Consider the following 24,263-nt stretch of genomic DNA (forward strand, 5'->3'; position numbering starts at 1 on the left):
GATGCCTGTGGGGTGCGGCGTGGACTGCCCTTTGCCGCCCGTTGGCGAACATTTTGACCGGCTGTTCGGCGCCCGGAAGAGATCCCCGTCACTGCCCGCGTGACGTTCCGGTTGCGCGCCTTCGCGCCTACGATCGCCCCATGAGCGAGCAGCACCCGGAATCCGTGGCAGAGACCTGGCGGGACGTCGTCGCGACGGCCCGCCGCAGCGCGGCGGACGGCCTGGTCGTGGGTACCTCGGGCAATGTGTCCGCCCGGGTCGGCGATCTGGTCCTGGTGACGCCCAGCGGGGTGCCCTACGACCGGCTCGGACCCCACGACGCGGTCGGCGTCGACCTGGACGGCCGGCAGGTCCTCGGGGAGCTCGGGCCGACCAGCGAACTCCCTCTCCACCTGGCGGTCTACCGCTCCACCGACGCCGCCGCCGTGGTCCACACCCACGCCGTGCACGCCACCGCCGTCTCCACCCTCGTCACCGAGGTGCCGCTGATCCACTACGCGGCCGCCATCCTCGGCGGCCCGGTCCGCGCCGCCGCCTACGCCCGCTACGGCACCCCCGAACTGGCCGACGCCATGCTCGAAGCCCTCCGGGACCGCACCGGCTGTCTGCTCGCCAACCACGGCACCGTCACCTACGGCGACACCCTCGACCAGGCCTACGAACGCACCGCCCAACTGGAGTGGCTGTGCCGCCTCTGGCTCACCGCGAGCTCCGTGCCCGGCCGCACCCCGGCCCTGCTCGACACGGCCCAGCTGGCCGAGGTGACCGAGGCGCTCAAGGGATACGGCCAGCCCGGCTGACCCGCGCCCCGCCCGGACGGCCCCTGTCCGCTGGCAGTTCGTCACCCGCGCCACGACACTGAAGCGGTGCGCCCGGTAACCGCGACGGCAACGGCCGTCACCTCGATCATCGGCGTCGGTGCGGCAGCGGTCGCGGCCGGCCGGTACGCCAGTGGCGTCGCCCTCAAGGCGACGCCCGGACGTCCCCTCCCCGCCGACCGCAGGCTCACCGTGCACGCCACGGCGGCCGGGCAGGTCACCCTGACCCGCTCCTTCTCGGCGCTCCGGCCCGGCACCTGGGGCCTCGCCGGACCCGGCGTCCACGCGGTCGTCGGACCCGTCGTCGACGGGGCCTCCCAGGCCGCCGACACGGTCGTGCGGAGACTGGAGAGCGTCGGCCAGGGGCTCCTCGAACCCGGCGCGAAGGTCCGCCTCACCCCCGCGCTGTACGGCGGCGACCCGGGCAGCGACCTCGGCCTGGACCACCAGGAGGCCGAGATCCCCGGCGAGCTGGGCATCCTGCCCGCCTGGTACGTCCCCGGCGCACGCGACACCTGGATCATCACCGTGCACGGTCTCGGCGCCACCCGGACCCATCCCATGAACCTCATGGGCTTCCTGCACGCACAGCGCTTCCCGATCCTCGACTTCGCCTACCGGGGCGACCCCGGAGCCCCGCGCCCCGCCGACGGCCTCGGCCACTTCGGCGCCTCCGAATGGCGCGACCTCGACGCCGCCATCCGCCACGCCCTGCGCCACGGAGCGCGGAACGTCATCGTCCACGGCTGGTCCACCGGCGCCACCATGGCCCTGTACGCCGCCGTCGAGTCACCGCTCCGCGACCGGATCAGCGGCCTCGTCCTCGACTCGCCGGTCCTCGACTGGCCGGTCACCCTGCGCGCCCTGGCCGCGGCCCGCGGCGTCCCGGCCGCCCTGCTGCCGCTCGCCGTCCGCGCCGCCCAGGGCCGGACCGGGATGAGCGCCGCCCCGGTGCTGGAGACCTCGGCGGTGGCCTCGCTGCGCACCCCGACCCTGATCCTGCACGGCCCCGACGACACCATCGCCCCCTGGGGGCCCTCCCGGGAGCTCGCCGCCCGCAGCCCGGATCTGGTCAGCCTGCACGCCGTGGCGCAGGCTCCGCATGCGTCGATGTGGAACGCCGACCCGGCCCGCTACGAAGAGACCCTGCGGCGCTTCCTCACGCCCCTGATGTGAGCCGATGGGGTGAACTCTCCCCCTTGCCATCGCGCCGGGGGAACCTTTCACGTACCGGTGAAACGCCTTCCGTTTGGGCTTTCGGGCCGTCAGGGGCAAGACTGCTCCCGTGACGTCCCGTACTCCGCGCGACTCCAGGCTGCGACTTGTCCGCCCGCGACCCCTTGCCACCGCCCGCAAGGCCGTGACCACCCGGCGCACCAGGCCGGCTCCCCGGCCCCCCGAGGGCACCCCGCCCCGCACGGAACTGGCACGCCAGGCCAGGGCCGTGCTCGCCGACGCCGTACGCATCGCCCACTGGGCCGCCGACACCCCGGGGCCGGGCACCGCCGCCCCGCTCGCGGCCCACGCCCTCGAACGGGCGGCCACCGCTCTGGAGCTCTCCCCGGCGCAGGTCCGCGCGGGTTGGGACCGGGCCCGGCTGGCCGGACTCATCGAGCTGCACGGTGACACCGCCCGCCCCGGCTGGCGGCTGCGCGCCTGGGACCGGGACGACTCCGCCGTGCTGCGCGGCTGGGTGGCGCTCTTCGACGCCTGGTCGCTCGTCCACGCCGCGCCCGAGGGCATCGAGGCGGGCCCGGTCGCCGAAGCCGTCGAGGCCGTGCCCCAGGTGCTCTCGCTCCTCCAGCTCTCCGCGGGCCCCGTCACCGTCCCCGCCCTGCTGGACCTCCTCGGCCAGCGCGTCGCCGAACTCCAGGAGGAGCGCTGCGAAGTGCCCCTCGGCCCCGGCAGAACCGCGCCCGCCGCCCCGGAGACGGCCGCGAGTGCTCTGAGCGCGGCCGGACCCGCCCGCAGCGCCGACCTCAACGCCCTGCTGCTCGACTGGGCCCTGGAGGGCCTCGCCGCCGTCGGGGCGCTGACCCTCGGCAGAGGGCAGGCCACCCTCACCCCGCTCGGCAACTGGGCGGTCTGGGTCAAGCTGGAACAGATCTGCGTCGCCGCCCAGAGCCCGGCCGGCAACATCGAGCAGTCCGCCGCCGACATGCTCCTCGGCTGCGCCCGGCTCACCCCCGGGCCGGCCCGCGACGAATACCGCGCCTGGCTCGCCGCCCGCACGGTCGGCAGCGCCGTCGCCGAACTGCTGGCCGTCGCCCGGGGCGAGGACGCGCTGCTGCGCGGACTGGCCTTCGAAGCGCTGAGGGTCGTCGGCGCCCCCGCCGAACCCGAGGTCCGCGCCGTGCTCGCCGAACCCTCGCTGCGGCCCTACGCGCTGCTCTGGCTCGCCGAGTACGAGGGCAACGACCCCGACGACGCCCAGGACGTCCTCAGCCGCGAGGAGTCCACCTGGCTCTGGGTCGACACCGCGGCCGCCGTCGCCGACCACGGCGAGACCGCGCTGCTGGTGCGCCACCTCGACTCCGCCGTCCAGGGCACCGTCCCGGCCCTGCTCGACGAGGTCAGGGCCGTCGGCCACCCGCGCACCGTCCAGGTCCTGGTCGCCCTGGCCGCCGCCCACCCGGACCCGGCCCTGGCCAAAGCGGTCCGCCGGGCCGCCTTCCAGGTGCACACCGGAGGAGCCTGAACCGTCCGCCGCCGGGGTCCGCTCAGCCGGACCCCGGGGCGTACGTCCCGAAGCTCCACACATTGCCCTCGGCGTCCCGCGCCATGTAGTCCCGCGAGCCGTAGTCCTGATCGGTCGGCTCCATGAGGATCTCCACGCCGAACTCCTTGGCCCGGGCGCAGTGCGCGTCCACCTCGTCCACCACCACGTACACCCCCGCCGGGCCCGCGCCCGCCATCGCCCGTGCGAACACGCCCTCGCGCCCCTTCGAACCGAGCATCACCCTGCCGTTGCCCAAGGACAGCTCGGCATGGAGCACACTGCCGTTCTCGCCCTCGTAGACCGCCTCCTCGGTGAAACCGAGGCCCTGCGTCAGCGTTCTGATCGCCGCCTTCGCGTCGTCGTACAGAATCGTCGGATAGATCGTGGGAACGCCGCTCCCCGCGCCTGCCATCGCACTCACCTCTCCTGATGCCGTGTCCGCGGCTGCCGTCGGGACCACTCCGACGACTCCGGTGTGATCTGCGTCTCAGTCTTCCATCCGCCACTGACAACGCCCTGTCGGAAGGCCTCACCGCAGGTCGGGGTGGGCGGCCGGCTCAGGTGAAGGTGTCGCACCGGGCCATGTCGCCCGTACGGAACCCGGTGGAGAACCACTGCTGCCGCTGCGCTGCCGAACCGTGCGTCCACGACTCCGGCGTGACCCGGCCCTGGTACCGCTCCTGGATCCGGTCGTCGCCGACCGCCGCCGCCGCGTCCAGGCCGTCCCTGATGTCCGCCCTGGTCAGCTCCGTGATCAGTGGTCGGCCGGTCGACTCGTCCGGCGTCGTCGTCGCGTGGTGCGCCCAGACCCCGGCGTAGCAGTCGGCCTGCAGCTCCACCCTCACCGCGTTGCTGTTCTCGCCCTGCCGCCCGTCCTGCGACCGGCCCAGCGTCCCCGTCTGGTTCTGCACATGGTGGCCGTACTCGTGCGCCACGACGTACGCCTGGGCGAACGGCCCGCCGCTGGAGCCGAACTTCGTCCGCAGGTCGTCGAAGAACCCGAGGTCCAGATAGACCTTGCGGTCACCGGGGCAGTAGAACGGCCCGACCGCCGAGGTGGCGGCCCCGCAGGCGGTGCCCACCCGCCGGCTGAACAGGACCGTTCGCGCGCCCGCGTAGGAGGCGTCGCGCCGTTCGAACTCCTGACGCCAGAAGTCCTGCACGCTGTTGACCACCGCCACCGTCCGGCAGTCCTCCCGGCTGTTCGCGTCCTGCCCCTTCAGGCAGCTCTCCTGCACCTGCCCGGCCGACGACGAGGTCGCCGCCGGGTCCGCGCCGTCGGAGGTCAGCCCGAGCTGATCGGGTCCGACGCCGAGGAGCAGGCCCAGGATCAGAGCGATCACCCCGGCGATGCCGCCGCCCACGGTGGCCTTCCCGCCAGGGATCCGGCTGCCGCGGACATCCTGGACCTCGGACGTGTCCAGATCGGCGTCGTCGTCGAACTGCACGGTCGCACCACCCTCGGGCTCGGGCGGGCGACGGGGTGACGCCCTGCGCCGAGTATCGGATGGTTCGTCCCACCGGGCGCGCGGAAAAGGAGTTGCGCTCCGCCGGTAGAATGGGCCGTATGGCCTTCCTCCTTGTGCATTAGCGGCGTCGAGAGACCTCCGCCCTCGTCCCTCCGCCGTCCATACTGCCCTGGAGTTTTTCCCGTGATCACCGCTTCCGGCATCGAGCTGCGCGCCGGCGCCCGCATCCTCATCGAATCCGCTTCCTTCCGCATCGCCAAGGGCGACCGCATCGGCCTCGTCGGCCGCAACGGAGCGGGCAAGACCACCCTCACCAAGTGCCTCGCGGGCGAAGGCACCCCTGCGGGCGGCACCATCACCACCTCCGGCGAGGTGGGCTACCTCCCGCAGGACCCGCGCACCGGCGACCTCGACATCCTCGCCCGCGACCGCATCCTCTCCGCCCGCGGCCTCGACACGATCCTGCGCAAGATGCGCGAGAACGAGGACCGGATGGCGAACGGACAGGGCGCCACCCGCGAGAAGGCGATGAAGAAGTACGAGCGCCTGGAGACGGAGTTCCTCACCAAGGGCGGATACGCCGCCGAGGCCGAGGCCGCCACCATCGCCGCCGCGCTCAGCCTGCCCGACCGGGTGCTCGGCCAGCCCCTGCACACGCTCTCCGGCGGTCAGCGCCGCCGCGTCGAGCTGGCCCGCATCCTCTTCTCGGACGCCGACACGCTGCTCCTGGACGAGCCGACCAACCACCTCGACGCCGACTCCATCGTCTGGCTGCGCGACTACCTCAAGTCCTACCGCGGCGGCTTCGTCGTGATCTCCCACGACGTCGAACTGGTCGAGACGGTCGTCAACAAGGTCTTCTACCTCGACGCCAACCGCTCCCAGATCGACATCTACAACATGGGCTGGAAGCTCTACCAGCAGCAGCGCGAGGCCGACGAGAAGCGCCGCAAGCGCGAGCGCCAGAACGCCGAGAAGAAGGCCGCGACCCTCAACGCGCAGGCCGACAAGATGCGCGCCAAGGCCACCAAGACCGTCGCCGCCCAGAACATGGCCAAGCGCGCCGACCGGCTGCTCTCGGGCCTGGAGGCCGTACGGGTCTCGGACAAGGTCGCCAAGCTGCGCTTCCCCGACCCCTCGCCCTGCGGCAAGACTCCGCTGATGGCGGAGGGCCTGTCCAAGTCGTACGGCTCGCTGGAGATCTTCACCGACGTCGACCTCGCCATCGATAAGGGCTCCCGCGTCGTCATCCTCGGCCTCAACGGCGCCGGCAAGACCACGCTGCTGCGCCTGCTCGGCGGCGCCGAGAAGCCCGACACCGGCCAGGTCATCGAGGGGCACGGTCTCAAGCTCGGGTACTACGCCCAGGAGCACGAGACCCTCGACCCGGAGCGCACGGTCCTGGAGAACATGCGCTCCGCCGCCCCCGACCTCGACCTCGTCGCGGTCCGCAAGACGCTCGGCTCCTTCCTCTTCTCCGGCGACGACGTCGACAAGCCGGCCGGGGTGCTCTCCGGCGGCGAGAAGACCCGGCTCGCGCTGGCGACCCTGGTCGTCTCCTCCGCCAACGTGCTCCTGCTCGACGAGCCGACGAACAACCTCGACCCCGCCAGCCGCGAGGAGATCCTCGGCGCGCTGCGCACCTACAAGGGCGCCGTCGTCCTCGTCACCCACGACGAGGGCGCCGTCGAGGCGCTCCAGCCGGAGCGGATCATCCTGCTTCCGGACGGTGTCGAGGACCTCTGGGGAGCGGACTACCGCGACCTCGTCGCCCTCGCCTGATCCACCGGGAATAGATCATTCGGCCTACGCGTGATCCATCATCTGCGTGAGGGCGTCTCGTACTCCGGTGGTGCGCCCCGCGCTCACCCGCCGCGCGCCCCTTTTCCGGCGTTCTCTCCTCGTACGGCCCTGACCTGCCCGTTCTCGGGCCGGTGAGGGCCGTACGCCTGTGTGCGCCCGCTGGAATCAGGGATTCCGCTCGTGTCGACGCGCTTCTCGTCCGGGAAACCGCTCGCACCGACCTTGCCGAATGGGTGGCCAGGAAGCGCGGGAGGGGTGATCATGAGAGTCCAGAGCGCACTTCCCATGAGGAGGCACGGGTGGCCGAGACTCTGAAGAAGGGCAGCCGGGTAACCGGCGCCGCGCGTGACAAGCTCGCGGCAGACCTGAAGAAGAAGTACGACTCCGGTGCGAGCATCCGGGCGCTGGCCGAGGAAACCGGCCGCTCCTACGGATTCGTCCACCGGATGCTCAGTGAGTCCGGAGTGACGCTGCGGGGACGCGGCGGCGCGACACGAGGCAAGAAGGCCGCTTCGGCCTGAGGCCTCCGCGGTTTCGGAGTCCTCGACGTCATTCGGTGTCATTCGGGCCCAACGGAATTAGGGGTGGCCACCCGGCTGACCGCAAGGTCGTCCGGGTGGTTACTGTTCAGTCACTTAGTTCTTGAGTGCTGACTGCACCCGATCCGGAGGCGTCCCATGACCTCGCTCGACACTGTGCTCGACAAGGACGGCGTACGGCTCACCGTCGACGATGCCGTCGCCACGGTGACGCTCACCAACCCGGCCAAGCGCAACGCTCAGTCTCCCGCTCTGTGGCGGGCGTTGACCGAGGCCGGACGGGCGCTGCCCGGCACGGTTCGGGTCGTGGTGCTCCGCGGCGAGGGCAAGTCCTTCTCCGCGGGCCTCGACCGGCAGGCCTTCACGCCCGAGGGCTTCGACGGCGAGCCGTCGTTCCTCGACATGGCGCGCGGCCCGGAGGCCGAGCTCGACGCGACCATCGCCGAGTACCAGGAGGCGTTCACCTGGTGGCGCCGCAACGACCTCGTGTCGATCGCGACGGTCCAGGGCCACGCCATCGGCGCGGGCTTCCAGCTCGCCCTCGCCTGCGATCTGCGGATCGTCGCCGAGGACGTGCAGTTCGCCATGCGCGAGACCAGCCTCGGCCTCGTTCCCGACCTCACGGGCACCCACCCCCTGGTGCACCTCGTGGGGTATGCCCGCGCGCTCGAAATCTGCGCCACCGGCCGCTTCGTGCACGCCGAGGAGGCAGAGCGCACCGGCCTCGCCAACCTCGTGGTCCCCGCCGACCAGCTCGACGCGGCGGCCCGCGACCTCGCCGCCGCCCTGGTGGCAGCACCCCGCGACGCCGTCGTCGAGACCAAGGCACTCCTCGGCGGCGCGCTCTCGCGTACCTACGAGGAGCAGCGCGTCGCCGAGCGGGCGGCCCAGGGCCGCCGGCTCCGCGATCTGGCGGGCATCACCGACTGACCACATCCGTGACCAGCACCGACACCGGCAGCCGCGCCTCCGTGGCCGCCGCCACCGCCGTGCGTACCGACCGGGCGACATCGAGCGCCCGGTGGTCACCGGCCGTCGCCACCTCGACCCGCACATGGTCCCGGTCGGTGTGCACGGGGCTGCCCAGGGCCCGGGTCAGCGAGACGACGCCCGGCGCCCCGGCGGCCGCCGTCGCCACCGGGCCCTCCGGCTCCGCGACCCGGGCCGCCGCCGTCCCCGGCTCCGTCACCTGATCGGGTGCACCGTCCTCCAGCAATGCCGTCACCGTCAGATCCACCTCGGCGATCTCCAGCCCCAGCCGGGCGGCGGCGGCCGTGAGGAGCGCCGCACGCAGCGCCGCCGCGGTGTCCGGCAGCGGCCGGTCCGGGGTGGCCGAGAACTCCGCCTGGATCCGCAGCGGCACCGGCGGCAGCCCGCTCGGCGGAGTCGGTGGCGGCGCCGGGTCGCCCGGCGCCGGCGCACCATCCTGGCCGCTCCCGGCGACCGCCTCCTCCGTCGGGCCGATCCGCAGCTTCCCCAGCACCGTCCCGGGGCGGGCCGCCGCCCCGCGCAGCACCGAGGCGGCCGCCGTCTCCGCGATCCACGCGCCGTCCGCCGGGCCGCCCAGCGGCAGCAGCCTGCCCAGACCGAGCCGCTGCCGTACCGCGGCGGTCCATCCATCGGCCCTCTGGGGGCCCTGCGCCGTTGTCATCGCCCCAGCCTGCCGCATCCACGGCGCGGGATGGGGAAAGCGCACTTAACGTGGGCAAGGAAGTCCAACCCTGCCCCGAAGGGATGAGCAGCGATGACTGACACCTCCCAGCGCAACAACCCCGACAGCGGTTCGGGCGGCAAGACTCCGCTCAGCAAGCGCGGCGGCGGCGACCCGGGCACCCGGGGCCGCACCACCATCGCCGACGGCGTCGTCGAGAAGATCGCCGGAATGGCGGCCCGCGACGTGGTCGGCGTCCACGCGATGGGCAGCGGCCTGTCGCGGACGTTCGGCGCCGTCCGTGACCGGGTCCCGGGCGGCGGCAAGTCCGTCACCCGGGGGGTCAAGGCCGAGGTCGGCGAGTCCCAGACGGCCCTCGACCTGGAGATCGTCGTCGACTACGGCGTGTCGATCTCCGACGTGGCCCGTGACGTCCGCGAGAACGTCGTCGCGGCGGTGGAGCGCATGACCGGCCTCGAGGTCGTCGAGGTCAACATCGCGGTCAGCGACGTCAAGCTGCCCGACGAGGACGACGATGACGAGGACAACGACAGTCAGCGTCTCCAGTAACCCTTCCGCGTTTCTGTCGCACGGCAGTTGAGGAGACATCACGATGAGCATGGCTGTCGCCGGTCTGTTGGCCGGCATGGCACTCGGGTTCGCCGGATACTTCGGCGGGTTCGGAGCCTTCGTACTGGTGGCCGCCCTGGGCGCGATCGGCTTCATCGCCGGCCGCTTCCTGGACGGTGACCTGGAGCCCGGCGACTTCTTCCGGAGTCGCGAGCGCGGCGACCGGCGACGGTGACGGCGGTGACCGGCCGGGTCGCCGCCGCGGAACGGGGCGAGACCCGGATCGCCGACCGCGTAGTCGCCAAGATCGCCGCCCAGGCGGCGAAGGAAGCGGTCGCCGATCCGCCCGAGGACGGGGCGTCGCCGCGAGCCACGGTCACCGTGCACCGCGACGCCGCCCGGGTCCGGGTCGTCCTGGAACTCGGCTACCCCTGTGACATCGGCCGCCAGTGCGGCGCCGTACGCAGCCGGGTCGCCCGGCGCGTCAAGGCGCTCGCCGGCATGGAGGTGCCCGAGGTGGCCGTACAGGTCGAACGGCTGCACCCCTCCGCAACGAGCGCCGCCGCACAGGGGAGGATCCGATGACCGAACCCGGTGAACCGACCGGCTCCACCCGGCGGATGCCCACCGTGGCACCGGGCGACAGCGAGACGCCGACCCCGGTCCTCGACGCGTCGGCCGACACCCGCGCACCGGTCCCCACCCTGGAACAGGGCGACGGGCGGGCCGGCCGCTTCTGGTCCGCGCGCCGGGTTCCGGCCGCCCTGCTGGCCCTGGTGCTCCTGGGCGCCGCCGGACTGCTGCTCTACGACATCGCCGCCGTACGGGCCGACCATCCGGCCATGCAGTGGCGTCGCTCCCTCGCCGACGGCCTGGCCGAACGGCAGCTGGACGATGTCGCGGTGCTGATCGGTGCGGCCGCCGCGGCGTTGATCGGCCTCTGGCTGATCCTGCTGGCCCTCACCCCCGGACTGCGCGACCTGCTGCCGATGCGCCGTGACCGCGCCGACATCCGGGCCGGGCTCGACCGCACCGCCGCCGCACTGGTCCTGCGGGACAGGGCCGTGGAGGTGTCCGGCGTGCAGTCCGTGCGCGTCCGCATGGGACGGCGCAGGGCGAAGGTGCGCGCACTCTCGCACTTCCGGGAACTCGACGACGTACGCACCGACCTGGACGACGTACTGGAGAAGGCCGTCCGGGAGCTGGGCCTGGCGAAACCGCCCGCCCTCTCCGTCCAGGTGCACCGACCGGCGAAGAAGGGATGAGCCGCATGCGCTCCACCGTCAACCGGGTCCTGCTGGCCCTGGCCGGACTGGTGCTGGTCGTCGTCGGCGGAGCCGCGTTCGCCACCGGCCTCGGCGCGTCGGTGCCGTCCTGGTGGCCCTGGGACGGCAGAAACGATGTGCTGCTCAGCGTGGCCGACCGGCACCGCTGGCGCGACGACGGCTGGTGGTGGCCGACCGTGATCGCGGTTCTCGCCGTCCTGGTGGTCCTCGCCCTGTGGTGGTTCCTCGCCCAGCTCCGCCGCGGCCGGCTCGCCGAAGTGCTGGTCGACAGCGGCGACGGCGAAGGGGCACAGCTGCGGGGCCGCGCCCTGGAGGGCGTGCTCGCCGCAGAGGCGGGCGAACTGGACGGAGTGGCCCGCGCCCAGGCGATGCTGACCGGCCGCCGCACCGCGCCCCGGGCCCGGCTCCGGCTGCTGATGGAGCCGCACGCCGCGCCGCTCGGAACGCTGACCGCGGTCGGCGACGGGGCGCTGGCGCATGCCAGGGAATCGGCCGGTCTGGAGACGCTTCCCGCCGAGGTACGCCTCAAGGCCGTCAAGCACCGCGCGGAGCGGGTGTCCTGACGGCCCGTGGGCGTACGCTCAGGAGCGCGAGGTCAGAAGCCGCTCCGGAACCCGCCGTCGACCGGGACCATGATCCCTGTCAGATAGGAAGCGGCGGGGGAGAGCAGGAAGGCCGCGGTCCTGCCGAACTCCTCGGGCGTCCCGTAGCGACGCAGCGGGATCCGCGCCTCGTTGGCGGTGCGGGCGGCCTCCGCGTCGCCGGACAGGGCGTCCAGCTCACGGACCCGGTCGGTGTCGATCCGGGCGGGCAGCACGCCCACCACCCGGATACCGCGCGGGCCCAGCTCGTCGGCCAGCGACTTGGCGAAACCGGCGAGACCGGGACGCAGCCCGTTGGAGATGGTCAGCCCCGCGATCGGCTCGTGCACCGACCCGGAGAGCACGAAGCCGATCACCCCGCCCTCGCCGAGCGCGGCCGCCGTCGTCCGGGCGAGCCGTACCGCTCCGAGGAACACCGACTCGAACGCCGTCTGCCACTGGTCGTCCGTGTTGTCCGCGACGAAGCCCGGAGGCGGCCCGCCGACGCTGATGAGAATGCCGTCGAGCCGCCCGAAGCGTTCCCGCGCGGTGTCCACCAGACGCTGGGCGGCGCCCGGGTCGGCGTTGTCCGCGGCGACCCCGAGCGCGTCCGGGCCCAGTTCGGCGGCGGCCTCCGTCACGGCCTTCTCGTCCCGGCCGCTGATGATCACTTTCGCGCCGTCGGCGGCCAGGGCGCGGGCCGTGGCGTTGCCGAGGCCCCGGGTCGCTCCGGTGACGATGTAGACGCGGTCCTTCAGTCCAAGATCCATGGCCCTATCCTGCCGGTTCCTCCCCGGCCAGGTCGACAGCGGAGTTCACCAGTCCGATATGGCTGAACGCCTGGGGGTAGTTGCCCAGCTGCCGCCCCGCCGCGACGTCGTACTCCTCGGCCAGCAGCCCCAGGTCGCTGCGGAGTTCCAGCAGCCGTTCGAACAGGTCCCGCGCCTCGTCCGGCCTGCCGATCCGCCGCAACGCGTCGACCAGCCAGAACGAGCAGGCGAGGAACGCACCCTCGTCGCCCGGCAGTCCGTCCACCGAACCGCCGTCGGTGCTGTAGCGGCGGACCAGACCGTCGCTGCCCAGCTCGTCGCGGACCGCTTCGACCGTGCCGATCGTCCGGGGATCGTCGGGTGGCAGGAACCCGGTCCGCACGATGAGCAGCGTCGAGGCGTCCAGTTCCCGTGACCCGTAGGACTGGGTGAAGGTGTTCCGCTCGGGGTCGTACCCCTTCTCGCAGACCTCGGCGTGCACCGCGTCCCGCATCGCCCGCCAGCGGTCCGCGTCGCCGGGCAGCTCCGGGTTCTCCTCCAGCGAGCGGACCGCCCGGTCGGCCGCGACCCAGGCCATCACCTTGGAGTGCACGAAGTGCCGCCGGGCGCCGCGGATCTCCCACAGCCCCTCGTCCGGCTCCCGCCAGGTCGACTCCAGGAAGCCGAGCAGGCTGAGCTGGAGGTTCCAGGCGTGCGGCTTGTCGTCGAGACCGGCGACACGGGCGAGCCGGAGCGCGTCGATGACCTCGCCGTACACATCGAGCTGCCGCTGCCGGACGGCCGCGTTGCCGGTGCGCACCGGCCGGGAGTGCTCGTACCCGGTGAGCCAGGGCAGCTCCGCCTCGGGCAGCCGGCGCTCGCCCGCCAGCCCGTACATGATCTGCAGGTCGGCCGGGTCACCGGCGACGGCCCGCAGCAGCCAGTCCCGCCAGGCCGCCGCCTCCTCCAGATAGCCGGCCGAGACCATCGCCCCGAGCGTCAGCGTGGCGTCCCGCAGCCAGCAGAAGCGGTAGTCCCAGTTCCGTACGCCGCCGATCTCCTCCGGGAGTGAGGTGGTCGGGGCCGCCACGATGCCGCCCGTCGGGGCGTACGTCAGCGCCTTCAGGGTGATCAGCGAGCGCAGCACCGCGTCTCGGTAGGGCCCCTCGTACGTGCACCGCGCGGTCCACTTCGCCCAGTCGTGCAGCGTGTGCTTCAGCGCCTTGTGCGGGTCGATCAGCTTCGGGCGCGGAGAGTGCGAGGGGTGCCAGGTCAGCACGAACGCCACACTGTCGCCCTCGGCCACGGTGAACGAGGAGCAGGTGCTGAACTGCTGGCCCCACGTCTTGACCGGCGGCTCGCTGCGCAGCCATGCGGAGTCGGGGCCCGCGACCGCCACCCGGTGACCGTGCGAACGCCGCACCCAGGGCACCACCGAACCGAAGTCGAAGCGCAGCCGCAGCACCGAACTCATGTCGACGCTGCCGCTGACGCCCTCGACGATCCGCATCAGGTCCGGCGACCTGTCGCGCTGCGGCATGAAGTCGATGACCTTCACCGTGCCGGTCCGCGTCTCCCAGTACGTCTCCAGAACCAGGGAGTCCCGCACATAGCCGCGTCGGGTGCAGGTGTCCGATGCGCCGGCGCCCTGGGGCGCGATGCGCCAGTGGCCGTTCTCCTCGGTGCCGAGCAGGGCGGCGAAACAGGCGCCGGAATCGAAGCGGGGCAGGCAGAGCCAGTCCACCGAACCGTTCCTGCCGACGAGCGCGGCGGTCTGGAGATCGCCGATCAGGGCGTAGTCCTCGATGCGTGGGGTCACGCCTGGCGTTTTCCCGAACCGGGCCGATGTCAACCAGCCCGATGGTGTGCCGCCGGCCTCAGGCGCTCGCCGGCTCCGGCTGCTCGGAGGCCTCGGCCGTCGTGTTCTCGGCCGCGGCCTGCTCGCGGTCGCGCTTCTCACGGCGTACGAGAATGATCCAGCCGACCGGGACCGCGGCGACGAACAGCCACCACTGGACGGCGTAGGCCATGTGCGGGCCGATCGAGCTGTCGTCGGGGCGGGCGATCTGCTCGGGCAGATCACCGGAAGGGGCGGGCTCGGTCTGCTCGATGTAGCCGCCGAGGACCGTCCGGGACAGCAGCTGCGACTGCTGGTCGCTGTTGATCAGCATCACCTGCCGGTCCGGCAGTCCCGCCAGGTCCTTGATGCCGCTGCTGCCGGTCGTCTCGTCCGCCTTGAGGCGGCCGGTGACGGTCACCTCGCCGCGGGGCGCGGGCGGCACGTCGGGGAAGGCGGTCTGGTTCGGCGCGGCCGGCACCCAGCCCCGGTTGACCAGGACGGTGCCGCCGTCCTTGAGGTCCAGCGGGGTCAGGACATGGACGCCGATGCGGTCGTCGTCCGAGGTCCGGCGGCGGACGACCACCTCGTGCTCGGTGTCGAACGTGCCCGTCGCGGTGACCGTCCGCCAGTAGTCCGAGCGCGGGACGGTGTGGCCGGGTGAGGTGAGTTCGGTGACCGGGACCGGCTGCGCGGCGAGGTTCCGCGAGATCAGCCCGTTCTGCTCGACCCGGTGTTCGTGCCGGTGGAACTGCCAGAAACCCAGCTCGATCATCGTCGGGATCAGGACGAGGCCGAGCAGGGTGAGGATCACCCACTGCCGGGTCAACAGGAAGCGGTACACCCCATGACCGTACAACCGGGGTCATGGGGTGCGGCACTCAGGGGTGCTGCCGGAGCGATCCGGCAATGAGGCTTTTCCTCACACTTTGTCCACGATGCCCGCCTTCCCCTCGGCGCGGGCGCAGTGGGCGCCGCAGTACCAGTGCCCGTCGACCTCGACGCCCTGCCCGATCACCTGGACCCGGCAGTGCTCGCAGATCGGCGCCATGCGGTGGATGGCGCAGGAGAAGCAGTCGAAGACGTGCACCGCACCTTGTGCGTGCACCTCGAAGGACATGCCGTAGTCGTTTCCGCAAACCTCGCAACGTGCCATGCGCCACAGGGTGGGACGCCCGGCGGCCACGGGGCGAGCGGCCGCCGGGCGAGTCGTGCCCGGTTCACTCCGATGACGGCGGCGCCTGCTGCGGCAGGGCGGCCCCGTCGGCGGGGGCCACATCGCGCAGCAGATGGGTGAAGGCGCTCTCCTCCAGGATCGGCGTGCCGAACGACTTGGCCTTCTGCGTCTTGGAGGTGGCCGCGTCCGGGTCGTTGGTCACCAGCAGACTGGTCAGCCGGGACACGCTGGTCGCCACATGCAGACCGGCCTCCACCGCCCGGTCCTCCAACAGCTCCCGGTCGATCGAGGTGTCCCCGGAGAAGGCCACCCGCATCCCCTGCTGGAGCGGCTTCTCCTTCTCGTACCGCCCCGGGTTGGGATACGGGCAGGCAGGCCGCTTGCGCGAAGGCCGCCAGCTGTTCTGCCGCGAGGGCTGATACCCGACGCGCGGGGCGACGGGGGAGTCGGACCACTCGGTCAGCGGACGGCACTCCAGCAACGGCAGCCGCACCCCGCCCCGGGCCGCCGCGTGCAGACTCGGCCGGAACGCCTCGGCCAGCACCCGGGCATCGTCCAGGGCGTGGTGGGCCTGCTGCTGTACGACCCCGAAGTGCGCGGCGAGCGTGGCCAGCTTGTGGTTGGGCAGCGGCAGCCGAAGCTCCTTGGCCAGCGCGATGGTGCACAGGCGGTGCTCGACCGGGGCGATCACCGAGGCCCGTGCGTACTCCCGGGCGATCATCGACCAGTCGAACGCCGCGTTGTGCGCGACGAGCACCCGGTCCGAGAGACGCTCCGACAGCTCGGCGGCCACCTCCGGGAAGAGCGGCGCGCCTTCGAGTACCTCGCTCGTCAGCCCGTGGATCCAGACGGGACCGGGGTCCCGCTCCGGGTTGACCAGCGTGTACCAGTGGTCCTCGACATTGCCCAGGGCGTCCAGCCGGTAGACGGCGGCGGAGATTATCCGGTCGTCGCGGGCGAGGCCGGTGGTCTCCACGTCGACGACCGCGTACCCCTGCGGGTAGGCGGTCGGCCACGCTGCGGCTGTCTGGCGGTCGTCGAGCATGGTCACAGAGAATACGGGCCATGACTGACAGTCCCCTATTCGGCCGCCCCGGTCGGGGGATCACCCGGTCAGGGGAGGCGGACGATCCGTTCCGGCGGAAAGAGTTCGGTGCCGGTGGCGTGGGTGTCGTGGGCCAGGTGGATGGTCAGGTGCGCGGAGGCGGCGAGCGGGGCGAGGTCGTAGCGCCCGGCCTTCCCGGACAGGCGCAGGGTCGTCAGCGAGGGCAGCTCCGCGAGCGGGGCCAGCCCGGATGCCAGGGCGCACTCGGCCAGCGTCAGCACCCGCAGCCCGGTCAGAGGCGCCGTCAGGTTCAGGTCCAGGGCCGGAATCCGGATGAGCCCCAGGTCCCGCAAGCCGTGCAGCGCCGGCGTCCGTACCAGCTGCTTGAACTGGCCTCCGCCGTACAGCGTCAGATCCCGCAGGCTCTTCCAGCCCTCCAGGCCCTCCAGGTCCAGATACCGGGTCTCCGCCAGCAGGTCGAGCCGGGTCACCTGCGGGCACACCGGCAGTTCACCGACGCTCTCCATGAGGAAGGGATGGCCCAGCGCCAGATAGCGGAGGCCGGGCATGTCGGCGAGCGGGGCGGGGTCGAGTTCCGGGTGGAGCTGGACGAGGGAGAGCCACTCCAGTCCGGTGCGGGCGAGCGGCTCGATGGTCCGGATCCGCGGACAGTTGCTCAGACCGAGTTCGCGCAGTCCGGGCATGGCGGCGAGCTGCCGCACCCCGATGAGCCGCGCGTTGTGCCAGACGAACACGCGCCGCACATCGGTGCGTGACGTCACCGGCGACAGATCGTGGCGGTCGCCCGCCACATTCACGCTGTGCGCCCGCGGTACGTGCTTCAGCGCCGACAGATGACGGTCGGACTTCACGTAGACGTAGGTGCCCTCCCAGCCGGGGCCCGCCAGCACCTCGCGCGCGTAGCGTTCCGGATCGAACCGCTCCCAGGCCATGGAGACTTCGTGCGTGATCAGGCTCCGCTCGTCGTCCCGGAACTGCCGGACCAGTTCGTAGGCGGTCTCGCCGCCCACCGCGGCCGCCGTCCGCACGACCGACGCCGCCTCGCGCTCGCTCAGGCCGTCCAGCATCGACGACAGCAGTTCCAGCGCCAGATCGCCGACCTCGGCCAGCTGGTCGATGCTCTCCTGGCTGTCCGGCGGCAGCAGCCGCTCCGTCCGCGCCTCCACCGCCTCCCGCACCGACGGATCCAGCTCCGGCGCGTGGCCCAGGCTCGCCGCCGCCAGCAGGATCAGCCGGTGCTCGTGGCCGGGCTCCGCGTCGGCCCGTTCCAGGAACGAGGTGAGCAGGGCCGCGCGTTCGTCGGGCCGCGCGTGGCCCACCGCCATCTGGACCACGTCGTCCCACCGGTCCTCGTGCGCGTGGCGGACCAGGACGCCGAAGTCGCGTACCTCCACCGCCGCCTTGGCGCCGAGGTAGTCCTGGAAGGTGCGGTGCACGAAGTCCACCGCACCGGGCACGGGTTCGCGCAGCAGACCGCTGCGGTTGAGCAGGTGGGTGAAGACCTGCTCGGGCGTGCCCCGGACCTGGGACATGGAGCGCAGCCAGTCGGCGATCAGCGACACCGCCTCGTCCTGTGCGGCCTGCACGAGGTCGTTGCGGATCAGCCAGTACGCGAGACGCTGCAGCAGCGTCGTCTGCTCCTCGCGGGTCAGGTCGACGCCCTCCACGCCGGAGACCTCACGCTCGTTGTCGCGCCGCACCAGCAGCATGTCCAGCGCCGCGTCGTACAGCTCCTTGCGCGCTCGCGGCAGTTGCATCCGGCGGTCCCGGTTCAGCGCGCAGAGCAGCGCGCACATCAGCGGATTCGTCGCCAGCCGCGCCAGATCCCGGCGCGTGCCGACCGCGCGGCGGAGCGCGCTCTCGTACGTCTCCAGTTCGGCGCGCTCCTCGTCCGACCGGCACTCGGAGCGGGCCGCCCGGTGCCAGTGGCCGATGAAGGCGTGGATGTCGTCGCGGCGCATGGCCAGCAGCGTGTGCGGTTCGAAGCCGGAGCCGGACAGCCAGCTCTCCGGGACCGCCGAAGGGCGGGTCGTCACCACGTACCTGGCCCGGGGGTAGGCGGTGATCAGGTCCTTCAGCCAGCGCTCCGTGCGCCTGCGCAGCCGGTCCGGCACCTCGTCGACACCATCCACCAGGACCAGCGCCCGGCCCTCCAGCATCAGCCGGTCCGCCCAGCCGTCCGGGGCCGAGCCGTGCAGCGGTACGCCGGCCGCGCGCAGGAAGTCCGCCGGGGCGGGCAGCGCGTCGCGGGAGGTGAAGGCCCGCAGGCGCAGGACGAACGGGACGCACCGGTTCCAGTCCGCCAGCTCGGTGCCGAACGTCCGCCGCGCGGCGTTCAACGCCAGCCACTGCACCAGCGTGGTCTTGCCCGAACCGGCCGGGCCGCGCAACAGCAGCCGGGTCCGCTCGCCGAGCGCCTCCTCGATCCGGGCCGTGGTCCGTACCGGCTCGTCCGGTCCGTGCGCGTGGCTGCCCTCGTAACCGCTGACCGATGTCCGGACCGGCCCGCCGAGACCGGGCGGGCCGGCCGCCTCGTAACCGCTCACCGAGAGACTGATGTAGGCCGTCTCCAGCGGCCATTCGCTCGCCGACCGGCCGAGCGTCAGCCCGAACAGGCCCATCCGGCTGTTGGCCGTCGCCATGAACTCCGCGTACCGCCGCTCGAAGTCCAGATCCGCCGCGTCCGGGCGCGGGCCGACCCTGGCCCGGACGTCCTCCACCAGCTCCCGCGTCCGGCTCGTCGCGCGGACCTGCTCCACCGCCGCCCGCGCCGCGAACGACGGATGGGCCGTGAGCTGTTCCACCAGGTGCGCGCAGCAGTCGCCGAGCAGGTCCTCGTACAGGCCCACGGCCCGCTCCGAGAGTCCGGCGGCCGGAGCCGAGAGCTCGGCGCTCAGCCGGTCCGGATCCAGGTCCAGCGCGAACAGCCGCCCGGCGTCCGGTTCGCCCGCCGCCGCGAACGTGTCCTGTACGGAGGTGAGCGCGGCCAGCCGCTCGTGCTCGGGCAGGTCGGCGAAGGAGCCGGCCATACGGCCCGCGAGCACCTCGGCCAGCCGGTCCGGCTTCGCTGGGCGGGGGAGGGGGCGGACCGGGGCCGGGACCAGGCGCGCGCCGGGCTTCGGGGTCAGCAGCGCCTTCGCGGCCGCGCCGATCACCGTCGTGGCCAGCCGTAACACCGCAACTTCCGTACCCGACACGAGCGTTCCTCCCCCTCGGCGACACGCGTGCCGCGAATCCTACGGCCGGTCCCTTGGCAGAAGGTGCCAAAGACTGCTGACAGCAGGTCTCGCATACTTGTGGGTAACAACGTCTAGCCCTCGCCGACCGGCGGCCCTACGGTGCTCGCATGGAGCCGAACCTGCCCGATGTCGTGCTGTGGTCGATACCGGCCTTCGTCCTGCTCACCGTGATCGAGGTGGTCAGCTACCGCCTCCACCCGGACGAGGGCGCCGCCGGGTACGAGACCAAGGACGCCGCCACCAGCCTCACCATGGGCCTCGGCAGCCTGGGCTTCGACCTGCTGTGGAAGATCCCCATCCTGGCCATCTACATGGGGGTCTACGAGCTGACGCCGCTGCGGGTGCCCGTGCTGTGGTGGACCGTCCTGCTGATGCTCCTCGCGCAGGACTTCTTCTACTACTGGTCGCACCGCGGCCACCATGTGATCCGGATCCTGTGGGCCTGCCATGTGGTCCACCACTCCAGCCGGAAGTTCAACCTCACCACCGCGCTGCGCCAGCCCTGGACCTCCGCGACCGTCTGGCCCTTCTACCTGCCGCTGATCGCCTGCGGGGTGCACCCGGCGGCGCTCGCGTTCTGCCAGTCGGCCAACCTGGCCTACCAGTTCTGGGTGCACACCGAGCGCGTCGGCAAGCTCCCGCGCCCCTTCGAGTACGTCCTCAACACGCCCTCGCACCACCGCGTCCACCACGCCTCGCAGGGCAGCTACCTGGACCGCAACTACGGCGGGATCCTGATCGTCTGGGACCGGATGTTCGGCTCCTTCGCGGCCGAGACCGAGCGGCCCGTCTACGGGCTCACCAAGAACATCTCCACCCACAACCCGCTGCGCGTCGCGACCCACGAGTACGCCGCCATCGCCCGGGACATCCGGGCCGCCGGCACCTGGGGCGAGCGGGCCGGGCGGGTCTTCCGGGGACCGGGCTGGCAGCCGGCGTCGAAGGCGGCCGGGGGAGCGGGGGCCTCCGTACCCGCCCAGCTCGCCGCCTCCGCGCCGTCCTCTCCCGCCGCGCCTTCCTCCGCCCCGGCCCCGGAAGGCACCCGGTGACCGCCACCGCCTCCCGTCCCGGCGGCACCGGACAGCACGGGCGCGCCGAGCGCTTCGCCCGGCCCGTGCTGCTCGCCTTCCTTCTCGCCGCCGCCGTCGACCTGGCCGGGCTCCTCGCCGGGGCCGGGACCGTCCACCTGGTCGCCAAGCCGCTGCTGATGCCGTTGCTCGCCGGGTACGCGGCGCTGCGCGGCGGACCCCGGCTGCTCCTCGCGGCCCTGCTGTTCGGGTGGGGCGGCGATGTCTTCCTGCTCGCCGACAACGACCTGGCCTTCCTCGTCGGCATGGGCTCCTTCGCCGTCGGCCACGTCTGCTACCTGACGCTGTTCGGGCGGGGGGAGGGGCGAGGCCGTGGTCCCGCACCGCTGGTCACCGGGGCCGGGTACGCCGTCGTCCTCGTCGTCTTCCTCGTGCTGATCTGGCCGGACCTCCCGGCGGACCTGCGGATCCCGCTGACCGGCTACAGCCTGCTGCTCACCGCCATGGCCTGGCGGGCGGGCGTGCTCGGGCGGTACGCGGCGGCCGGCGGGGCGCTCTTCCTGCTCTCCGACGCCCTCATCGCCACCGGCATCGCCGACTGGCCGCAGGCGACCGCCCCCGACTTCTGGGTGATGCTCACCTACATCGCCGCACAGGCCCTGCTGACCCTCGGGGCGCTCGGGGCGCTCCCGGCGAGGGCGTACCGTGAGCGGGGTACCAGCAGCTGAGACCGGCAAGGACCTTGAACGTATGCGCGCCACCGTCATCCACGCCCCCCACGACATCCGGGTGGAGGAGGTGCCGGACCCGAGGATCCAGCGGCCCACCGACGTGGTGCTGAGGGTCCTGCGGGCCTGCATCTGCGGCAGCGACCTGTGGGCCTACCGGGGCGAGTCGGCCCGGCGGCCCGGACAGCGCATCGGCCACGAGTTCCTCGGCGTCGTCGAGGAGGCCGGCCCCGGCGTCCGAGGCTTCGCGGTCGGCGACCTGGCCGTCGCCCCGTTCGTCTGGTCCGACGGCACCTGTACCTACTGCGCCGAGGGCCTCACCACCTCCTGCCCCGAAGGCGGCTTCTGGGGCTCGGTCGGCTCCGACGGCGCGCAGTCGGACGGCGGGCAGGGCGAGGCCGTCCGCGTCCCCCACGCCGACGGCACCCTCGTCAAGCTCCCGGCCGCCGCCGCGTCCGACGACCGCCTCCTCACCGGCCTGCTGGCGCTCTCCGACGTGCTGGGCACCGGCCACCACGCCGCCGTCGGCGCGGGCGTGACCCAGGGCTCCACCGTCGCGGTCGTCGGTGACGGCGCGGTCGGCCTGTGCGGGGTGCTCGCCGCCAAGCGGCTCGGCGCGGAGCGCGTCATCGCGCTCGGCCGCCACCCCGCGCGGACCGACATCGCCCGCCGCTTCGGCGCGACCGACGTGGTCGCCGAACGGGGCGAGGCCGCCCTCGCCGCCGTCCGTGAGCTGACCCGGGGCGAGGGCGCGCACAGCGTCATCGAGGCCGTCGGCACCGAGCAGTCGATGCGCACCGCCCTCGGCATCGTCCGCGACGGCGGCTCCATCGGTTACGTCGGCGTCCCGCACGGCAGCGGGACGGGCGTGGACCTCGGTGTGATGTTCGGCCGGAACATCGCGCTGCGTGGCGGCGTCGCCCCCGTACGCGCGTACATACCGGAGCTGCTTCCCGACGTGCTGGACGGCACGATCGACCCGTCGCCCGTCTTCAACCGGTCCGTCGGCCTGGACGAGGTGCCCGTCGGCTACAAGGAGATGGACGAGCGGACCGCGCTGAAGGTGCTCATCAGGCCGTAGCGCCCCGCCGTGCCCCGACGCGGGCGAGGGCCCGGGGAGACCGTTCTCCCCGGGCCCTCGCTCATCGCTCGGTCGGGTGCCTACCAGCGCACCGCGTCCAGGGCGTCCACCACTCCGGCCCCGTAGAAGCCGTTGTAGCTCTTGCCGCCCTCGCAGACCGCGTCGATGACACCGTCACCGTTGATGTCGTACGGCTCGCCGCACGCCTTCGCGTCCGCCTCCAGCGTCAGCAGCGCCTTCACCGCGGCGGGCGAGGCGTAGGGGTGCTTGGACTTGATCAGCGCCACGACGCCCGCGACATGCGGGGACGCCATCGACGTACCGGCCTTGTAGCCGAACCTGCCGTCCGGCAGGGTCGACAGGATCAGTCCGTTGACGGCCGGCGGCTCGGGGGTCTGGTAGACCGTCGAGTCACCGCCCGGGGCCGCCACGTCGATGATGCCCTTGCCGTAGTTCGAGTACGAGGACTTCAGGCCCTTCGCACCCGTCGCGGAGACCGTCACGACACCCGGCAGCATGGTCGGGATGTCCGGGCAGACGCTCGGGTCGATCGTCCGGGTGACCGGCTCGGTGTCGTTCGGGCTGGTCGTGTCCTCGATCGCGTCGAGCGCCAGGTCCTGGCGGGAGTTGCCCGCCGCCGCGACGTTGACCGTGCCCTTGCGCTCCGCGTACTTCACGGCGCGGGTCAGCGCGTCGACCAGGGCGCCCTGGTCCGGGTCGTTCTTGCAGTTGAACAGCCACGGGTCGGTGTAATAGCTGTTGTTGGTCACGTCGACGCCGCGCTCGGCGGCCCAGATGAACCCGCAGACGACGGCCTCGGTGTAGAAGAACCCGTCCGGGTTCGACACCTTGATGCCCGACACCTTCACGCCCGGGGCGACACCGGTGACCCCGACGCCGTTCTTCGCGGCGGCGATGGTACCCGCCACGTGGGTGCCGTGGTCGCTCTCGCCCGCCGCCGGACGCCAGGAGCCGGCGGTGGTGTCCGGAGCGCCCGACACACAGTTGACCGAGGCGCGGCTGTCGAAGTTCGGGGCCAGGTCCGGGTGGGTGTCGTCGACGCCGGTGTCGATGACGGCGACCGTCACCTTCTTCGAGCCCAGCGTCTTCTGGTGCGCCTTGTCCGCCTTGATGGCGGGCAGCGACCACTGGAGGGGCTCCAGCGGGTCCTCGTCGGCCGTCGCCTGCGCGGCGGCGGCCGCCGCCTGCTCGGCGGTGAGCGGCTGCGCGATCGAGCCGACGTCCTTGGTGGCCTGCGGAACGATCGGGTTGGTGCGGGTGGCGCCCGCCGACTCCACACCGCGCGCCCGGCGGATCGTTTCGCCGAAGGCCGGGTTCTGCGAGTGGACGACGATGACGCCGATCTGCTCATAGGCGACGACGACGGTGCCGCCGGCCTTGGCGATCGCCTTCTTGACCTTCTTGACGGTGCCGTGGCCGCCCCGGGTGTTGACCACGTAGGACAGCTTCGGCCCGTCGGTCCGGACGCTCGCGGCGGCCTGCTCGCCGGTGGGCGCCGCCGTGGCCGTCGCGGTCGGCAGGAAGCCGAGCGAGGCGGTCAGCGCGAGTCCGACGGGCACCGCGAGTGCGCGGGTCCGTCTCGATGCCAGATGAGCCATGGGTTCTCCACATCATCCGTGCCGAACGACCGGACACCTGGCGTGTTCGGTCGCGTACATGACGAGTGAAGCTATCGCTGATCATCCCGGCGCATCAACGTTTCCGGGCAAGTGAGTTCGAAGAGTGACCGATGCGGCCGAATGTGGACGGGCGACTTCCGGGCAACGCGGCCCGCGAGGACGCGTCCGAGAAGGCGAAAGACGCGGTGAACCGCTTCGTCGCGCCCTCCGTGCCGTTGTCCAGGAGGTACATCACCGTCCCCGCCGGTAACGAGGCCTCCCATGACACCCACCGTCCCCCAG

General features: G+C 72.5%; 24 protein-coding genes. 14 read left to right on the plus strand and 10 right to left on the minus strand.

The annotated features are described in order from the left end of the window. Positions 1–140: 140 nt before the first annotated feature. From AC0VY3_RS11095 to AC0VY3_RS11105, 3 genes are all read left to right on the plus strand, one after another. Entirely contained in the window at positions 141–800 is a 660-nt protein-coding gene (locus AC0VY3_RS11095) for a class II aldolase/adducin family protein (RefSeq protein ID WP_103507761.1), read from the plus strand. Between the two features lie 66 nt (positions 801–866). Then, positions 867–1,994, plus strand: a complete 1,128-nt coding sequence (locus AC0VY3_RS11100; protein WP_475549523.1) for an alpha/beta hydrolase — start codon at positions 867–869, stop codon at positions 1,992–1,994. Positions 1,995–2,178: 184 nt separating this feature from the next. Continuing rightward, on the plus strand, positions 2,179–3,516 hold the full coding sequence (locus tag AC0VY3_RS11105; RefSeq protein WP_475551660.1) for a hypothetical protein: 1,338 nt from the start codon (positions 2,179–2,181) through the stop codon (positions 3,514–3,516). A gap of 22 nt (positions 3,517–3,538) precedes the next feature. Here AC0VY3_RS11105 and AC0VY3_RS11110 read toward each other — a convergent pair whose 3' ends face one another. Next, positions 3,539–3,949, minus strand: a complete 411-nt coding sequence (locus AC0VY3_RS11110; RefSeq protein WP_030088646.1) for a VOC family protein — start codon at positions 3,947–3,949, stop codon at positions 3,539–3,541. A gap of 145 nt (positions 3,950–4,094) precedes the next feature. Next, positions 4,095–4,985 (minus strand): KPN_02809 family neutral zinc metallopeptidase, encoded by an 891-nt coding sequence (gene ypfJ / locus AC0VY3_RS11115; RefSeq protein ID WP_475549524.1) that lies wholly within the window; start codon positions 4,983–4,985, stop codon positions 4,095–4,097. 204 nt (positions 4,986–5,189) lie between these two features. Here ypfJ and AC0VY3_RS11120 point away from each other — a divergent pair, with 204 nt between their 5' ends. The 3 genes from AC0VY3_RS11120 to AC0VY3_RS11130 all read left to right on the plus strand — a co-directional run bounded on the left by AC0VY3_RS11120 (position 5,190) and on the right by AC0VY3_RS11130 (position 8,278). Further along, entirely contained in the window at positions 5,190–6,788 is a 1,599-nt protein-coding gene (locus AC0VY3_RS11120; RefSeq protein ID WP_030088642.1) for an ABC-F family ATP-binding cassette domain-containing protein, read from the plus strand. 320 nt (positions 6,789–7,108) lie between these two features. Further along, on the plus strand, positions 7,109–7,330 hold the full coding sequence (locus AC0VY3_RS11125) for a helix-turn-helix domain-containing protein (RefSeq protein WP_006123601.1): 222 nt from the start codon (positions 7,109–7,111) through the stop codon (positions 7,328–7,330). Positions 7,331–7,486: 156 nt separating this feature from the next. Then, complete coding sequence (locus AC0VY3_RS11130) at positions 7,487–8,278, plus strand: enoyl-CoA hydratase/isomerase family protein (RefSeq protein WP_103507765.1); 792 nt, start codon at positions 7,487–7,489, stop codon at positions 8,276–8,278. Here AC0VY3_RS11130 and AC0VY3_RS11135 read toward each other — a convergent pair. Beyond that, entirely contained in the window at positions 8,268–8,999 is a 732-nt protein-coding gene (locus AC0VY3_RS11135; protein WP_475549525.1) for a hypothetical protein, read from the minus strand. The genes AC0VY3_RS11130 and AC0VY3_RS11135 overlap by 11 nt on opposite strands. 93 nt (positions 9,000–9,092) lie before the next feature. On the opposite strand from AC0VY3_RS11135, the gene AC0VY3_RS11140 reads away from it, so the two are divergent. Genes AC0VY3_RS11140 through amaP form a run of 5 tightly spaced genes read left to right on the plus strand, consistent with a single transcriptional unit; the run spans position 9,093 to position 11,418 of the window. After that, positions 9,093–9,569: an Asp23/Gls24 family envelope stress response protein gene (locus tag AC0VY3_RS11140; protein WP_103510998.1), complete on the plus strand. Its 477-nt coding sequence runs from the start codon at positions 9,093–9,095 to the stop codon at positions 9,567–9,569. Between the two features lie 43 nt (positions 9,570–9,612). Further along, positions 9,613–9,804 (plus strand): hypothetical protein, encoded by a 192-nt coding sequence (locus tag AC0VY3_RS11145; RefSeq protein WP_006123598.1) that lies wholly within the window; start codon positions 9,613–9,615, stop codon positions 9,802–9,804. Next, on the plus strand, positions 9,801–10,154 hold the full coding sequence (locus AC0VY3_RS11150) for an Asp23/Gls24 family envelope stress response protein (protein ID WP_103510999.1): 354 nt from the start codon (positions 9,801–9,803) through the stop codon (positions 10,152–10,154). Before AC0VY3_RS11145 ends, AC0VY3_RS11150 begins: the two co-directional genes overlap by 4 nt. Next, positions 10,151–10,834, plus strand: coding sequence for a DUF6286 domain-containing protein (locus AC0VY3_RS11155; RefSeq protein ID WP_475549526.1), 684 nt, complete (start codon positions 10,151–10,153; stop codon positions 10,832–10,834). Before AC0VY3_RS11150 ends, AC0VY3_RS11155 begins: the two co-directional genes overlap by 4 nt. Positions 10,835–10,839: 5 nt before the next feature. Further along, positions 10,840–11,418, plus strand: coding sequence for an alkaline shock response membrane anchor protein AmaP (gene amaP, locus AC0VY3_RS11160; RefSeq protein ID WP_103511001.1), 579 nt, complete (start codon positions 10,840–10,842; stop codon positions 11,416–11,418). Between the two features lie 32 nt (positions 11,419–11,450). Here the strand turns inward: amaP and AC0VY3_RS11165 are convergent, their stop codons facing one another. From AC0VY3_RS11165 to AC0VY3_RS11190, 6 genes are all read right to left on the minus strand, one after another. Next, a complete protein-coding gene (locus AC0VY3_RS11165) occupies positions 11,451–12,206 on the minus strand; it encodes an SDR family oxidoreductase (protein WP_103511002.1) in 756 nt (251 codons plus the stop codon). 4 nt (positions 12,207–12,210) lie between these two features. Then, entirely contained in the window at positions 12,211–14,004 is a 1,794-nt protein-coding gene (locus tag AC0VY3_RS11170; protein ID WP_103511003.1) for a glycoside hydrolase family 15 protein, read from the minus strand. 58 nt (positions 14,005–14,062) lie between these two features. Then, complete coding sequence (locus tag AC0VY3_RS11175) at positions 14,063–14,866, minus strand: SURF1 family cytochrome oxidase biogenesis protein (RefSeq protein ID WP_475549527.1); 804 nt, start codon at positions 14,864–14,866, stop codon at positions 14,063–14,065. 78 nt (positions 14,867–14,944) lie between these two features. Beyond that, entirely contained in the window at positions 14,945–15,178 is a 234-nt protein-coding gene (locus tag AC0VY3_RS11180) for a hypothetical protein (protein ID WP_007459448.1), read from the minus strand. Positions 15,179–15,242: 64 nt separating this feature from the next. Continuing rightward, complete coding sequence (locus AC0VY3_RS11185; RefSeq protein WP_103511005.1) at positions 15,243–16,250, minus strand: DEDDh family exonuclease; 1,008 nt, start codon at positions 16,248–16,250, stop codon at positions 15,243–15,245. Positions 16,251–16,312: 62 nt separating this feature from the next. Beyond that, entirely contained in the window at positions 16,313–19,462 is a 3,150-nt protein-coding gene (locus AC0VY3_RS11190) for an NACHT domain-containing protein (protein WP_475549528.1), read from the minus strand. Between the two features lie 149 nt (positions 19,463–19,611). Here AC0VY3_RS11190 and AC0VY3_RS11195 point away from each other — a divergent pair, with 149 nt between their 5' ends. The 3 genes from AC0VY3_RS11195 to AC0VY3_RS11205 are packed head-to-tail and all read left to right on the plus strand — an operon-like array spanning position 19,612 to position 22,341. Next, positions 19,612–20,553 (plus strand): sterol desaturase family protein, encoded by a 942-nt coding sequence (locus AC0VY3_RS11195; protein WP_475549529.1) that lies wholly within the window; start codon positions 19,612–19,614, stop codon positions 20,551–20,553. Next, positions 20,550–21,260 (plus strand): lysoplasmalogenase, encoded by a 711-nt coding sequence (locus tag AC0VY3_RS11200; RefSeq protein ID WP_103511007.1) that lies wholly within the window; start codon positions 20,550–20,552, stop codon positions 21,258–21,260. Before AC0VY3_RS11195 ends, AC0VY3_RS11200 begins: the two co-directional genes overlap by 4 nt. A gap of 22 nt (positions 21,261–21,282) precedes the next feature. Further along, positions 21,283–22,341: a zinc-dependent alcohol dehydrogenase family protein gene (locus AC0VY3_RS11205; RefSeq protein WP_475549530.1), complete on the plus strand. Its 1,059-nt coding sequence runs from the start codon at positions 21,283–21,285 to the stop codon at positions 22,339–22,341. Positions 22,342–22,421: 80 nt separating this feature from the next. On the opposite strand, the gene AC0VY3_RS11210 is transcribed toward AC0VY3_RS11205, so the two are convergent. Beyond that, positions 22,422–23,960, minus strand: a complete 1,539-nt coding sequence (locus tag AC0VY3_RS11210; RefSeq protein ID WP_475549531.1) for a S8 family peptidase — start codon at positions 23,958–23,960, stop codon at positions 22,422–22,424. Positions 23,961–24,263: the final 303 nt, after the last annotated feature.

Source organism: Streptomyces sp. iso_384, from assembly GCF_056172905.1.